The following is a 13,300-nucleotide window of genomic DNA, read 5'->3' as shown; positions in this document are numbered from 1 at the left end:
AGATGGGGGCAAGAAGATGAGTGGACTTAAGTTAATGATGCGAAGTTACTTCCGGCAGCAACAATGGCTAAAGGATACTAATATTCGTTATATCGTTCTTTTTCTCTATCTGCTTGCCCCTTTTTTGTTAGCATTATTAGCTTATCAAGATTTGCTGATCGCTTTGCTCATTTTTTTGGCGTTATTATATTATAATTATCCACTTATTAGAGCCAGTATAGGGCTGAGGAAGAATGACAGCTTTCGCTTGAGTAGGATAAGTTTTAATAATAAGTTAATGTGGACTATGGCTCATCATAATCCCCTATTGCTGATGCTAGTCATTTATCTTATTGTTAGTCTTTTGATGTTTGTCACGCGGCCGCTCCTCCTTGTCCAGTTTTTAATGGCAATCATAGGAATAGGCCTTTATTACCGCTTAAATTTTAGTGCAGCAAGAATACTAACGAGGGGGACAAAATTCTGTATTCTAGCTTGGCATCTGCTTCTTGTCATGAGGGTCAGCATGTTATGGCTGGTTATGCTTCATCTCATCATCAGTGGCTTGAGTATTTATATCCTTAATCAGCAAGATTATTTTGTCCACTTATGGCCTAATCGTCTACTGAGGGAGAATAAATTATTTGAAAGAAGTAATGATTTGTCCTCTGTGAGGTCAGCTTTAGGTCGGTTATATGTTCGTCGCATATTCAATTTTTTAACATTGAAGCGCATGCTTGTAGGTGGTGCCTTCTTATACTTCCTGGTATTTCTTTTACCTTCGCGCTTTTATCAGGAAATACCAGCAGTTTGCCTGTTTTTGTTTATCCTAGATTGTGAACTATTGGTTGACGGTCTGGAGCTTTCTTATTACGATCATAAAAAACGCTTCACTTATTATCGCTGCCAAGCCGGTGGTCGATGGCACTTTTTTTGCTGTTTGAATTTTATACCGATATGGCTAGCCTACAGTGGGCTCCTCATCTTTTTATTATTCATTGGCTATTACAACGTGCTTCTTCTGATATTTTACTTATGCGCCTTGTTAATTATTATGGCCATGTATGGGGCTTATGTTCTTTATATTTTCTTCGAAAGAGGAAAATGGCATTATCGTTTATTGCAATTTACTGTGATGGTTTTTGCATGGTTATGTTTAATTGGAGGGCATTGGCTTGAATAAAATTGAGGAAAGAATCAGCGTTAAAAACTTAATGCGCTATGCGTTGCTTTGGTTAAGTTGGATGATTTTACTCACAATATTTTTGTTTACTTTTAATTTTTTGCGTATGGATCCAGATGCCACTTCCTACACGATGAGTCATTCACCTGCTATTTTTTCCATATGGCTGAATAATACGCAGCATTTTCTACAATATTTTATTTTTTTCCCTTTTGCCCCAGTCTTCATAATGTGGGATAGTTTAATGCAAGTTACTGCGATTACTATCGCAATGAAGGCCTATGGATTTTCCTATGTTCTAAGGCGTTTGCTATGGCATGGTTTAATTGAACTTCCTAATTTAATCCTTTATAGTTATCTCGCTATGGAGCGCTTAAAAATATTGCTTCGTTATTCGATGAGAGCTGCATGGACGATTGTCTGGATTCGAAAGCGTTGGTTCTTATTAAGTTACGGGCTACTGGTGCTGGCTGCCATTGTCGAAGGAGCTGTCTATGGATAAAATGACCATACCTGAACATCATATTGTTTTGAATAATAAAAAGATTTTAAGCGTTCCAGAAATAGGTATAAAAAATAAAATATATCATATTAGTGGTCGTAACGGGAGTGGTAAATCTGTATTTTTATCAGATGTCTATCGCTATTGTTCAAAGGAAGGCTTGAATGTTCTTTACTTACAAGATGTCCCCGTTGGTGAACCGGGTTTGACTATTCGTGAGAATTGTATCTTGCAGCACCTATTTTTTTCTGTGCCATTGTCAAAGTCAGTGAGTCAGATGATTGAAATTGAAGACCAAGAGACGTTATATGAACAGGCGTCATTGGGAACGCAAATGAAAGTAGGCCTTAGTTTGCTGATGGTTTTTGATCATTGGGATCTTATTCTCTTGGATGAGACTTTGGCGAATGTCGATTTGAGAACGCAAGTAATATTATATAAAGCTTTACAGAAACAGGCTGATGCAGGGACTGCGGTCTTACTCGCTATGCATCAGTTACCAGCAGGGTGGGATATTGAACACATATGGTCGATTGAGGGGGGAAGGATTCATGAAAAAAGTTAGGACATTTCCTTTTTTACTGACGTTTTGGTTAGCTTATTTTTTTGTTGGGCCGGCAGTGATTGAGGCGAGGCCTGCACTGCAGCAACGCTTGGTTTCGGCCTTGGCTCCTTTTGCGTTAAGTCCTTTGAAAATTTATCTGTTACTCGGTTTATTCATGGTTATTTTTGCTACCGCACGTCTCCTTATTAATTACCTGCTCGTCCATTGGGCTTTGACGTTAGGCCAAGGGGCAAGGTCCAAAGCTGTTAGTGAACGTTTATTCATTGCGTTGGTTTTGAGTGATACCTTAGTGGCTGTTTTGTGCTTGTTTGGACTCGAATTTTGGCCGGGTGGTGTTGCCCTTTTCCGCCTCCTGACACCTTTTTTATCGCTGGCCTTTTTTGCCATTTTATTTCATTATCGTTCTGTCCCACAGAAAGTGTGGCTTAAAGCGGTAGGCATTCAAGGACTCCTCCAAGTGCTTGGCCTCTTCCTATAGGGTGCGCCGAGTGGCTTTAATAGGCTTTGTTATTGTAAAAACCTCCTCAGTCGCATGAGGAGGATTTTTTTAGGCGTCGGGATGGAGGAAGGCGGTGTCTAGGGTTTCGGGATCCTTAAGTTTTAGCTCGATGGTATCGGCTTTTTCCCGGCTGGTTAAGCGCGCATTGGCGGGCTCGCACTGGCAATCGGCCAGGCTGTTATTGGGGGTGATGAGCCAGTCAATGGTATAGGTTTGCTGATTTTTTTTGGTGGTGACGGTGAGGGTGCGGAGGCTCGGATGGGTCGCAAGGAAGTATTCGCGCACTAGGCCACCTGCCGTGGGATCCGGCGCAAAAGTTTGGGGTTTTAAGGCTTCTTCGAGGCCAGCTTTTTTCAGGCTGAGGGTGAAAGTGTTCAGGTGGTCTTCCTCATCCTGAGTGGTGTAGTGAAAGTCTTCGATGACGGTGTCTGGAATGGTGATTTCTTGTAAATCATTAAATGTTAAACTGAGTTCCATGGTAACCTCCTAGTGTGGTATGGTTCAAAGACGTGTTCCTACTATAATATCCGGTACTTGGTGGCGCGACCTTGCCCTTCAACTTGAATAAGATTTTGGGCCAGCAAGTGTTTAATGGTTTTGAGTGTTTGGCTTTTATTCAGGCCTGTTTTTTCTTCAATTTCCCGCCGTGAGAGCAGCAAGCCTTGGTTAAGAAGCTGGTAGATTTCTTTTTCGGGTGGAGAGAGATGCAGGTTAGCAGTTAGACTTGGCAGGGGGATACTGACTTGGTTAGGGGTCACGGTAAATTGAGGTGGTACAGGGTGGCCCGCATAGGTGTCCTTGATCCGTTTAATGCCAGTGCCAATAATTTCAATGTCATGCAGACGGAAAAGGATATTGGTAATGATGGGATGACGCAAGGCGGAGACATAGCCATTTTTATATTCTTCCTCACTGACACCGGCGGGCAGCCCCCCTGGAGACTGAATGGTAATTTCCTTAGGTGACATGGTGATGCGTACGTGCTGTTTAACATTCCAAGTGCGGTGGACTAGGGCGTTGGCTAGGGCTTCGCGAAAGGCTTCTTTTGGGATAAGTTCCCGTTGCTTTCGTTCGCTACCTTCGATTTCTTCATAGAGGTAGTTACGGACGAACATGGCTAGCGTTTCATCAAAAAGCTTTAAAATAGAAATATGGGTAAATGTTTGGTGCTCGAGAATTGTATTAATGGAAGAGACAAAATGTATGATATCCACGCCAGGGCAGGTGTTTTGGTCCGCAAAAATTTCTGCGGCTCGATTCCACTGATTATCTTCGGTAAAAAGCCGAGTGTTTTAAAAATATCGTCATTAAGCGTTGTAATCTCTAATTTGGTCGCAAATTTTTCTTCCAAACGGTGAAAAGTTAAGGATTGTTGAGGGGCGGGAAGTTCTTCAAAATAACGATTTTCCCCGGTTGAAATTAAACGTTTTAATTCGACTTGAGCCACCTCAACGGTACTGGTATCGCTACGCTGATAAGCTTTTCCCTTGTACAGATAAGGCTTGTGTAAGCCTGCAAAAACTTGCAGACTCACAACTTGATCGGGGCGAATATGAAGAGTGAAATTGGGCTTTGGTTTAATCGCATCATTAATTTTATTTTCGATTAATCGTACAAAATAAGAGGCGGAAAAGCAACGAATATAGAATCGTCACGTTTGCGTTATTGCTTTAATAGGCCTCATGACGACAATAGGCGGTTAGGATGTCTATGACTAGTGTAAAACCTTGGCTTTCTGCTGGCAAGAGAGAAGGAAGAATAAAGATCGGCGTTCCCTTCCTTTTTAGTCCAGGTCACGCCTGAGGAGGGCCTGTGTTACATTAAATGGCGGAACCTTTCTAAAGAAAGAACCCTCCATTTAAGTGTCAACTCGACCTCTCCTCTTTTCGGCGTCCCGTTTCTAGCCTTTTTGGGTTAATCTTTGCTACAATAGAAGGGAATAATGAGCAACATGACGGAAGGCTTGCTTTCGTTTCTTTTTTCTTTTGTATGAATGGAGTTCAGGGAGGAGTTTCAGCATGGGACATGTGATTGCTGTCGCTAATCAGAAAGGCGGGGTGGGGAAGACGACGACCACCATTAATCTCTCTGCCGCCTTGGCCTATGAGGGGCAGTCGGTGTTATTGATTGATAGCGACGCTCAGGGCAATGCGACGAGTGGCTTAGGCTTGAATAAGGCCGAGGTGCCGTATGATATTTATGATGTGTTAATTAATGATGTGCCCTTGAAGGAGACGGTGTGTCCATCGAGCCGTGAGCGGGTGTCGGTGGTGCCGGCAACTTTGCAGTTGGCGGGGGCTGAGGTGGAATTGACGAACATGAGCCACCGCGAGGAGCGTTTGAAGCGGGCCTTGGTGGACTTGCGGGACGCCTACGATTATATTTTCATTGATTGCCCGCCTTCCCTGGGACACTTGACGATTAATGCGTTTACGGCGGCGGATGCGGTGCTGATTCCGGTGCAGAGTGAGTATTATGCCTTGGAGGGCTTGAGCCAGTTATTGAACACGATTCAATTGGTGCAAAAGCACTTTAACCCGACGCTTCGGATTGAGGGCGTCTTGATGACGATGTTTGATGCCCGGACAAATTTGAGTAATGAAGTGGTGGGTGAGGTGCGCAAGTACTTTGGCGAGCGGGTTTACGAGACGTTAATTCCCCGCAATGTGCGCCTGTCGGAGGCACCGAGCCACGGCTTGTCCATTATTGATTATGATATGAAATCACGTGGGGCAGAGGTTTATTTGAAACTCGCAAAGGAAGTGATGGCGGATGACCAAGAAGACTAGGGGCCTAGGCAAGGGTATTGGGGCTTTCTTCCAGGATGGGCCTTATGAGGAAGAAGAGGCCTTGAAAAAGGTGACGGCCACAGGGAAAAACCAGGTGGTGGACTTGCCGCTTGGGGACTTGCGCCCGAATCCTTATCAGCCGAGGAAGCATTTTGATGAGGCGGCCTTAAAGGAATTGGCGCATTCTATTGAAGAGCAGGGGCTCTTGCAGCCGATTATTGTGCGCCAGTCCACGATTAAAGGCTATGAAATTATTGCGGGCGAGCGGCGTTTCCGGGCGACAAAATTACTGGGCCGGGAAAAAATTCCGGCGATTGTCTGTGAGATGACGGACACGCAGATGTTTGAGATGGCGGTTTTGGAGAACTTGCAACGGGAGGATTTGACGCCCCTGGAGGAAGCCGAAGCCTATGCCAGCATGATGCGGGAATTGGACATGACCCAGGAAGACGTGGCCCAGCGCTTGGGGAAGAGCCGCTCTTATGTGGCGAATTATGTGCGCCTGCTCGATTTGCCAGAAGCTTTGAAAGCTTACTTGGATGCGGGCGATTTGTCGACAGGCCAGGCGCGGACTTTACTTGGGGTGAAAGACCCTGAGCGCCGGCTAGCCTTGGCCAAACGCGTGGTGGCAGAAGGCCTCACGGTCCGGCAAGTCGAGGCTTTGGTGCAGGCGGAAACCTCTTCGAAAAAACCGAAAAAGCCCCAGCCCGTGCCGGAAAAATCGGCCCAAATTCGAGCCAACGAGGATGCCTTAATGGATAAATTTGGCACGACGGTAACTATTACACCGAAAAGTCGGGGCCAGGGTGGCAAGATTGAGATTGAATACCTGCATGAGGCGGATTTGACGCGTATTTTAGATATGCTTGCGATCCGCTTGGAAGACGATGAGGGGGGCCTGTAATGGCTGGTAAAGATTATGATTTGAACGACCATGTGGCGATGCGCAAGCCGCACCCATGTGGGGAAAATGAATGGAAAATTATTCGCATGGGCGCTGATATCCGCATCAAATGCCAAGGCTGCGGGCAGTCGGTCATGATGAGTCGGCGGGAATTTGAGAAGAAAATGAAGAAGGTTCTCCCGGCGCAAGACTAAAAATGGAAGGTGAGGTTAGCAATGGCATTAACAGCTGGAATTGTGGGCCTGCCCAATGTGGGGAAGTCCACCTTATTTAACGCAATTACGAAGGCACAAGTGGAGGCCGCAAACTATCCTTTTGCGACGATTGACCCGAATGTGGGAGTCGTGGAAGTCCCCGACCAGCGCCTCTGGGAAATTACGGAGCGCGTGCATCCGAAAAAAACGGTGCCGACGACTTTTGAATTTACGGACATCGCCGGCATTGTCAAAGGCGCCAGCAAGGGCGAAGGCTTGGGGAATAAATTCCTAGCCAATATCCGCGAAGTGGACGCCATTGTGCATGTGGTGCGCTGTTTTGACGATGGGAATATCACGCACGTGAGCGGGGCGATTGACCCGGCCGAAGACATTGACACGATCAATTTGGAACTTATTTTAGCCGATTTGGAAAGTGTCACTAAACGGGTAGAAAAAGCCGTTAAGGCCGCAAAATCCAAGGATCCGGAGCTGGTTTTAGAAGCCAAGGTGCTAAAAAAAATCAAGGCCGGCCTAGAAGATGGCCAGCCGGCGCGGGCTTTGGACTATTCGGAGGACGAGGAACGCGTGGCCAAGCGCCTGTTTCTCCTAACTATGAAGCCTGTTTTGTATGTGGCTAATGTGGAGGAAGCAGACGCTGCCCAAGGAGACAATGCTTACGTGGACGCCGTGCGCGACATTGCTGAGGCTGAAGGGGCGCAAGTGGTGCCTGTTTGTGCGAAGTTAGAGGAAGACTTGGCCAGCTTGGAAGACGAAGACAAGCAAATGTTCTTGGATGACTTGGGCATGGCCCAATCTGGCTTGGATATTTTGATCCAAAAATCCTATACTTTATTGGGCTTGGGGACGTACTTTACCGCGGGCGAGAAGGAAGTGCGCGCCTGGACCTTTAAACGTGGTATGACGGCTCCGGAAGCCGCAGGTGTGATTCACTCGGACTTTGAGCGCGGCTTTATCCGGGCAGAAACCGTAGCCTATGAGGATCTGATCGAATTTGGCAGCATGCAGGCCTGCAAGGAGCATGGGCGCTATCGTCAGGAAGGCAAGGATTATGTCGTCCAAGACGGCGATATCATGCTCTTCCGCTTCAACGTGTAGGAGGGCCTTATGAGTAAAAAAAATCAAAGTCAAGCCCAAGAAGAACCCACACGGGCTCAGTTGGAGGCCGAAAATGCCCAATTCTACCCGCAGTTGACCAAGCGGAATGCGAGCTTTATTTACCAATTATTGAAAATTTTACAAGAACGCGAAAGTGAAGCCAGCTATCCCATGGATTTGGTGAAAATTGAGCATCACGTCATGAAAGAAATGCTCACGACGCAAAGCCAAGGGACCACGGCTCAGCAGCTTTACGGCACGCCAACTGAATTTGCCGAGCGCTTGCTGGAACGGCCCATGGACGCCAAGGAGGAGCCCAGCAAAGGCTTAACCTTTCAAGCACTTTGGTGGGACGGTGCCCTGCTGATTGGCGGGATGTTTGCTGCCATTGCCGCCCTCACCGTCTGGACTAAGCCCCAAGCGGATGTTGCCACCTATGGCATCACGACACTTGTTTTGAACTTTATCTTTGGGGGGTTAGGGATGGCCGCCTTGACCTATTACCAATTGCATCTCCAAGCTCAAAAAGACAAGCACCCGATTTTGAAATACATCGGCTTGGGCTTGCTGGTCATCATGGCCTGGGTCGGGATCGTCGTCGTTGCTACCAATTACCTCCCTGCCTACCTCAATCCCGTCCTCCCCGCCCTCGCTTACGCCCTCATCGCCGCCGCCGCCTTCGCCCTCCGCTGGTGGCTAAAAAGGAAGGGAACGCCGTAAAGAGGGAGCGGTGAGTTGACGGGCAAATGAGAGGTTCTTCCTTTAGGAAAGTTCACTCATTTGACGTAACGCAAGCCTCCCTCAGTCGTGACCTGGACTACAGAAAATGAGCGGAGGGCTTTGGATCGCTCTTTGAGAACTTTGCGTTATGATATAGATAGTAGGTGTCGATAAGAAATAGAAGGTATATAAGAAAGTAGTAGTTGATTGGCAGATGGAGGCTGGGTTCGCCTGGCCTTTTTGCCTAGAAAGGATGAGCGATGGATTTTCATGCAGAAGCCATTGAGCCGCGTCGTGACGCGTTAGTGCTTGGTGAGGAGGACGCCCCGATTCAGGTGGTGGAGTACTTGAATTTGGCTTGCCCGAGTGCCAAGGCCTATTTTGAGTTGGCGGCAGAGGTGTTAATGCACGCCGTGAAAGAGGGCCGCGTGGTGCGCTATTTGAAGCATTTCGATAAGAAGAAGGCTCCCTTAGAGCGTGGCAATGAGCTTTACCGCTATTTGGATTTGAGCCGGCCGACGGAAACCTATGCTTTAATGGAAGATATCTACAAGACCCAGGACCAGTGGAAGAAAATGAGCGCCGACGCTTTTTCCACTTACTTAAAGGATCAGGGCTTAGAAGAACAGCCGGATGCCTTAGAGCGCCGGGCGCGGATGCTCCAGGAAGTGGAAGCAGCGGGCGTGGTGGAAATCCCCACGTGCTTTGTGAACGGACGCCCGGTGCGGAATGCCGATTTGACACGGCGGAATTTAGAAAACTGGCTGGCTGATTAAGGAACGAGTGGCACTTCGGGGTGCCACTTTTTTAGTAAAGACGAACAAAAATAGATAAATATTCATTTATGTTCCAATTTTAGGGGAAAATGATTGACAAGGGGGAGTTTTAAGGCTATCATATACAACTAATACGAGTAAACACGAACACTAAAGATTTTTGGTGGCGAATCAGGAAGAAAAGGAGCGATAGGATGACCACATGGGAAGATAAATTTGCGAAGGAAGGCCTGACCTTTGACGATGTGCTGTTGGTGCCCCAGGCGAGTGACGTGATTCCAGAGCACGTCGACCTCAAGATGCAGTTGGCGCCGAAAGTTCGCTTGAATGTGCCGATCATCTCCGCCAGCATGGACACGGTGACCGGTGCTGAGATGGCGATTGCGATGGCACGGGCAGGTGGCTTGGGCATTATTCACAAGAACATGACCATCAACGAGCAAGCGCAAGAAGTGCGCAAGGTGAAGCGTTCCGAGAGTGGGGTCATTACAGATCCTTTCTTCCTGACGCCGGAGCATACGGTGCAAGACGCGGAAGATTTGATGTCCCGCTACCGAATTTCGGGTGTACCGATTGTGGAAAATGAAGAGTCTATGCGCCTGGTGGGCATTATCACGAATCGGGACAAGCGCTTCGTGGAGGATTACAGCCAGCCGATCGCCGATTACATGACGCAAGATAGCTTGGTGACGGCACCCACGGGTACGGATCTCTTGGAAGCGGAGAAGCGTCTGCACGAGCACCGCATTGAAAAATTGCCGCTGGTAGACGAGGAAGGACGCTTGAAAGGCCTCATCACCTTCAAAGACATTCAAAACGTGGTCGATTACCCAGAAGCCGCCAAGGATCAGGATGGGCGCTTACTGTGTGGAGCGGCCGTTGGGGTCACTTCCGACACCTTTGAACGGGCAGAAGCCTTGGTTCATGCGGGTGTGGACGTGATCGTCATTGACACCGCCCACGGGCATTCGGCCGGCGTGATCCGGAAGATTAAGGAAATTCGCCAAGACTTCCCTGAGGTCACCCTGGTGGCTGGGAATGTGGCGACTGCTGAAGCGACGCGCGCCCTCTTTGAAACAGGGGTCGACGTGGTGAAAGTGGGCATTGGACCGGGTTCCATCTGCACGACCCGCGTGGTGGCCGGGGTCGGTGTGCCGCAAATTACGGCGATTTATGACGCAGCGCAAGTGGCGGATGAATTCGGCAAAACGATTATTGCGGACGGGGGCATTAAGTACTCCGGTGATATCGTCAAAGCTCTCGCTGCCGGTGGCCATGCGGTCATGCTGGGCTCCATGCTGGCTGGAACTGACGAAGCACCGGGGGAAATGGAAATCTTCCAAGGACGTCGCTTCAAAACCTACCGTGGCATGGGGAGTTTAGGCGCCATGCAAAAAGGCTCCGCCGACCGTTACTTCCAAGGCGAAACCAATGAAGTCAACAAGCTGGTGCCGGAAGGGATTGAAGGCCGGGTGAGCTACAAGGGCCCAGTGGGGGACATTGTCTTCCAAATGTGTGGGGGCTTAAGGAGTGGCATGGGCTACTGCGGGGCTAAAACGGTAGAAGACTTGCGCCAAAACGCTAAATTTGTGCGCATGTCTGGGGCTGGCCTCATCGAATCCCATCCGCATGACGTGCAAATTACGAAGGAAGCTCCGAATTACTCCCAAGGTTAAAAATAGCTTGAGCGCTGGTGTTCCAGCGCTTTTTTGCTGTTTAAAACATTATCGGACGGGGCTTTTTAAGATGAGACGCCGAGGGTTAACAGTACAAAGCTTGTCTGTCTTAAAAAACATAAGATGTGCTACAATAGGGAAAGAGAAGGAGGCAGGTAGCATGTGGCAGGCACAGGAACTTCATGCTCAGGGCGGCTCCCCTGAGCAGGTACTCAAAACAGCTCTTCAGGAGGCTGAAGCAGTACTTGTGGGCGTGGGTGCTGGTATGGGGGCAGCGGATGGCTTTACCTATGTGGGATCGCGCTTTTCAGCAGCTTTCCCGGATTTTATCGAAAAATATGGTTGGTTGGACATGTTCCAGGCCAGCGTGCATCCTTTTATGGAGGAGGCAGAGGCCTGGGCTTTTTTCAGCCGTTTTGTGGTATTGAATGGCCTGGATCAGCCGCTAGGTCCATCATTTGTGCGTTTGCGAGACATGTTAGCGGGCTTGAATTACCATATTATCACGTCGAATGCGGATAATAGTTTTGAGGTTGCGAAGTTTCCCGCCGAACGCATCTATGATGCTCAGGGCAAGTACCGGCTCATGCAGTGTGCTCGTGGCTGCCATGCGAAGCGTTATCCCTTTGATGACTTGGCTCGGGCAATGGTGGAGCAACAAGAGGATATGCGGGTGCCCAGGGACTTGATCCCGCATTGTCCGGTGTGCGGGGGGCCGATGGAACTGAATCGGCGTAATCACTGGGATTGGATGGTGGAAGACGAGGCTTTTTACACACAAAGGAAGCTCTACAATCAATTTCTGGGTGCCTACCAGCATGGCAAACTCTTGCTTTTGGAATTGGGTTGTGGCTTTATGGCACCACAAATTATTAAACAGCCTTTTCAAAATTTCTGCCGCTACCAGCCTAAGTCTTTGTACTTGACGGTGAATTTAAAGAATTACCAGCGGCCGCAAGCCATTTTGAAGCGTAGCATTTGGCTGCCAGCAGATATTAAAACCTTACTAGCTAACACGTGGGAGGCGATGGGACATGGACATGACCTTAATTGAGATGAAGCGGAATGGGAAAATGGTTAAGGATACGGCTTATGCCATGGCAACGCAGGTGTATGTGAGAGATCACTTGCCGCTAAGGGGAACGATTCTGCTACCTTACATGACGAAGCCTTTCGTGCAGATTGGGCGTTATCAGAATGCCATGGAGGAAGTTAATTTGCCCTATATGAAGGAGCATGGCATTCAAATCGTGCGCCGGGATACAGGCGGGGGCACGGTGTATTTGGATGAGGGCGAGATTAATGTTTGCTTTTTAGATGATAGCGATAATCTCGATGCCTTGAGTCAATTTAATTTGATGTATGAACCGGTTTTAGCCATCATGCGGGAAATGGGCGTGGAAAACATTGAAAAGAATGGGCGCAATGACCTGGAAGTTGACGGAAAGAAAGTCTCGGGAGCGGCCTTAACGATCACGAATGGGCGCGCTTATGGCGGCTTTACCTTGCTTTTCGATGTGAATTGGGAGCATATGACCAAAGTGCTCCGGCCGAATGCAAAGAAAATGGCGTCGAAAAGTATTAAGTCGGTGCGCAGTCGTGTCGGGAATTTGCGTGATTACGTGGATGCAGCCTATAAGGACTGGACAAGTGAGCAATTTCTCGAATATCTGCTGGTAAAAATGACCGGAGCTCGGGATTATGCCAGTATTCCCCGCTATGAATTGACTGAGGCGGATTGGGCAGCGATTGACCGCTCAGTCGAGGAAAAATACGGGAACTGGGATTGGATTTTTGGGGCGGCACCACGCTTTAGCTATAATCGTGACCACCATTTTAAAGGTGGCACCGTGGATATTAGCTTGGACATTGAACACAGCCGCATTGCCCACTGCAAGATTTACGGCGACTTCTTTGGCAGTCGGCCGATTGAGGAGCTGGAAGCCGCATTGGTGGGCTGCCCTTTACGGGAAGAGGATCTCATGTCCCGTCTGGAGGCCGTGCCACTGGCTGAGTATATGGCCGGCATTACGGCGAGGGACTTAGTGGCTTTAATTTTAGATCAAAAGCTGCCGCAGGATTAGGAGCAAGGCATTAGAATTTGAAAAGGCGTGCCGGGAGGGGCACGCCTTTAAATTTTTCTTATCTGAAGCTATTTTTCTGGGCAGTAAATGGTAACACGAATGATACTTTGCTTTTCCCCGATATTAGGGAGTTGGTTCAATTGTTGGGTGAGCATCTATTGTTCCTCCTTTTGCTATTGTTCTAGCTGTTATTTTTCTGGGCAGTAAATGGTAACGCGAATGATACTTTGCTTTTCCCCGATATTAGGGAGTTGGTTTAATTGTTGGGTGAGCATCTATTGTTCCTCCTTTTTTGTTCTTGACTTCAGTC

The 13,300-nt window shown here is 48.2% G+C and carries 16 protein-coding genes; 13 read left to right on the top strand and 3 right to left on the bottom strand.

Annotated features, from left to right (window positions below; genetic code table 11):
- Positions 1 to 16 precede the first annotated feature (16 nt).
- From WF803_RS04055 to WF803_RS04040, 4 genes are read left to right on the top strand one after another with little or no spacing between them, the layout of a single operon-like run.
- A complete protein-coding gene (locus WF803_RS04055; RefSeq protein WP_489611832.1) occupies positions 17 to 1,162 on the top strand; it encodes a hypothetical protein in 1,146 nt (381 codons plus the stop codon).
- Positions 1,155 to 1,664, top strand: a complete 510-nt coding sequence (locus WF803_RS04050; RefSeq protein WP_489611831.1) for a hypothetical protein — start codon at positions 1,155 to 1,157, stop codon at positions 1,662 to 1,664. The genes WF803_RS04055 and WF803_RS04050 overlap by 8 nt, the downstream gene beginning before the upstream one ends.
- Entirely contained in the window at positions 1,657 to 2,229 is a 573-nt protein-coding gene (locus tag WF803_RS04045) for an ATP-binding cassette domain-containing protein (protein WP_489611830.1), read from the top strand. The genes WF803_RS04050 and WF803_RS04045 overlap by 8 nt, the downstream gene beginning before the upstream one ends.
- A complete protein-coding gene (locus WF803_RS04040) occupies positions 2,216 to 2,707 on the top strand; it encodes a hypothetical protein (protein ID WP_489611829.1) in 492 nt (163 codons plus the stop codon). The genes WF803_RS04045 and WF803_RS04040 overlap by 14 nt, the downstream gene beginning before the upstream one ends.
- Before the next feature lie 69 nt (positions 2,708 to 2,776).
- Here WF803_RS04040 and WF803_RS04035 read toward each other — a convergent pair whose 3' ends face one another.
- The 3 genes from WF803_RS04035 to WF803_RS04025 are packed head-to-tail and all read right to left on the bottom strand — an operon-like array spanning position 2,777 to position 4,262.
- Positions 2,777 to 3,205, bottom strand: a complete 429-nt coding sequence (locus WF803_RS04035) for a hypothetical protein (protein ID WP_489611828.1) — start codon at positions 3,203 to 3,205, stop codon at positions 2,777 to 2,779.
- Positions 3,206 to 3,246: 41 nt separating this feature from the next.
- The gene (locus tag WF803_RS04030) at positions 3,247 to 3,942 is read right to left on the bottom strand and encodes an ATP-binding protein (RefSeq protein WP_489611827.1); all 696 of its coding nucleotides are present in this window, start codon (positions 3,940 to 3,942) and stop codon (positions 3,247 to 3,249) included.
- On the bottom strand, positions 3,867 to 4,262 hold the full coding sequence (locus tag WF803_RS04025; protein ID WP_489611826.1) for a hypothetical protein: 396 nt from the start codon (positions 4,260 to 4,262) through the stop codon (positions 3,867 to 3,869). Before WF803_RS04025 ends, WF803_RS04030 begins: the two co-directional genes overlap by 76 nt.
- A gap of 484 nt (positions 4,263 to 4,746) precedes the next feature.
- On the opposite strand from WF803_RS04025, the gene WF803_RS04020 reads away from it, so the two are divergent.
- From WF803_RS04020 to lplA, 9 genes are all read left to right on the top strand, one after another.
- Positions 4,747 to 5,517: a ParA family protein gene (locus WF803_RS04020; RefSeq protein WP_489611825.1), complete on the top strand. Its 771-nt coding sequence runs from the start codon at positions 4,747 to 4,749 to the stop codon at positions 5,515 to 5,517.
- The gene (locus tag WF803_RS04015) at positions 5,501 to 6,421 is read left to right on the top strand and encodes a ParB/RepB/Spo0J family partition protein (RefSeq protein WP_489611824.1); all 921 of its coding nucleotides are present in this window, start codon (positions 5,501 to 5,503) and stop codon (positions 6,419 to 6,421) included. The genes WF803_RS04020 and WF803_RS04015 overlap by 17 nt, the downstream gene beginning before the upstream one ends.
- Entirely contained in the window at positions 6,421 to 6,615 is a 195-nt protein-coding gene (locus WF803_RS04010; RefSeq protein WP_489611823.1) for a DUF951 domain-containing protein, read from the top strand. Before WF803_RS04015 ends, WF803_RS04010 begins: the two co-directional genes overlap by 1 nt.
- A 21-nt stretch (positions 6,616 to 6,636) precedes the next feature.
- Positions 6,637 to 7,734 carry a redox-regulated ATPase YchF gene (gene ychF / locus WF803_RS04005; protein ID WP_489611822.1) on the top strand — a complete coding sequence of 366 codons (1,098 nt, stop codon included), beginning with the start codon at positions 6,637 to 6,639 and terminating at the stop codon, positions 7,732 to 7,734.
- A 9-nt stretch (positions 7,735 to 7,743) separates the two neighbouring features.
- Positions 7,744 to 8,454 (top strand): DUF1129 domain-containing protein, encoded by a 711-nt coding sequence (locus WF803_RS04000; protein WP_489611821.1) that lies wholly within the window; start codon positions 7,744 to 7,746, stop codon positions 8,452 to 8,454.
- A gap of 260 nt (positions 8,455 to 8,714) precedes the next feature.
- Positions 8,715 to 9,230 (top strand): thioredoxin domain-containing protein, encoded by a 516-nt coding sequence (locus tag WF803_RS03995; RefSeq protein ID WP_489611820.1) that lies wholly within the window; start codon positions 8,715 to 8,717, stop codon positions 9,228 to 9,230.
- A gap of 194 nt (positions 9,231 to 9,424) precedes the next feature.
- The gene (guaB, locus tag WF803_RS03990) at positions 9,425 to 10,906 is read left to right on the top strand and encodes an IMP dehydrogenase (protein WP_489611819.1); all 1,482 of its coding nucleotides are present in this window, start codon (positions 9,425 to 9,427) and stop codon (positions 10,904 to 10,906) included.
- A 160-nt stretch (positions 10,907 to 11,066) separates the two neighbouring features.
- Positions 11,067 to 11,960 carry an SIR2 family NAD-dependent protein deacylase gene (locus tag WF803_RS03985; protein WP_489611818.1) on the top strand — a complete coding sequence of 298 codons (894 nt, stop codon included), beginning with the start codon at positions 11,067 to 11,069 and terminating at the stop codon, positions 11,958 to 11,960.
- Positions 11,941 to 12,990 carry a lipoate--protein ligase gene (gene lplA / locus WF803_RS03980; protein ID WP_489611817.1) on the top strand — a complete coding sequence of 350 codons (1,050 nt, stop codon included), beginning with the start codon at positions 11,941 to 11,943 and terminating at the stop codon, positions 12,988 to 12,990. Before WF803_RS03985 ends, lplA begins: the two co-directional genes overlap by 20 nt.
- Positions 12,991 to 13,300 lie beyond the last annotated feature (310 nt).

Source organism: Aerococcus sp. BD502 (genome assembly GCF_057919555.1).
Note: the sequence above shows the minus strand (reverse complement) of the source record. Positions and strands in the feature narration are given on the sequence as shown.

Coding starts and splice junctions, on each gene's coding strand:
- WF803_RS04055 (WP_489611832.1), top strand. CDS start 17: ATGAGTGGACTTAAGTTAATGATGCGAAGTTACTTCCGGCAGCAACAA.
- WF803_RS04045 (WP_489611830.1), top strand. CDS start 1,657: ATGGATAAAATGACCATACCTGAACATCATATTGTTTTGAATAATAAA.
- WF803_RS04040 (WP_489611829.1), top strand. CDS start 2,216: ATGAAAAAAGTTAGGACATTTCCTTTTTTACTGACGTTTTGGTTAGCT.
- WF803_RS04035 (WP_489611828.1), bottom strand. CDS start 3,205: ATGGAACTCAGTTTAACATTTAATGATTTACAAGAAATCACCATTCCA.
- WF803_RS04020 (WP_489611825.1), top strand. CDS start 4,747: ATGGGACATGTGATTGCTGTCGCTAATCAGAAAGGCGGGGTGGGGAAG.
- WF803_RS04015 (WP_489611824.1), top strand. CDS start 5,501: ATGACCAAGAAGACTAGGGGCCTAGGCAAGGGTATTGGGGCTTTCTTC.
- WF803_RS04010 (WP_489611823.1), top strand. CDS start 6,421: ATGGCTGGTAAAGATTATGATTTGAACGACCATGTGGCGATGCGCAAG.
- ychF (WP_489611822.1), top strand. CDS start 6,637: ATGGCATTAACAGCTGGAATTGTGGGCCTGCCCAATGTGGGGAAGTCC.
- WF803_RS04000 (WP_489611821.1), top strand. CDS start 7,744: ATGAGTAAAAAAAATCAAAGTCAAGCCCAAGAAGAACCCACACGGGCT.
- WF803_RS03995 (WP_489611820.1), top strand. CDS start 8,715: ATGGATTTTCATGCAGAAGCCATTGAGCCGCGTCGTGACGCGTTAGTG.
- guaB (WP_489611819.1), top strand. CDS start 9,425: ATGACCACATGGGAAGATAAATTTGCGAAGGAAGGCCTGACCTTTGAC.
- WF803_RS03985 (WP_489611818.1), top strand. CDS start 11,067: ATGTGGCAGGCACAGGAACTTCATGCTCAGGGCGGCTCCCCTGAGCAG.
- lplA (WP_489611817.1), top strand. CDS start 11,941: ATGGACATGACCTTAATTGAGATGAAGCGGAATGGGAAAATGGTTAAG.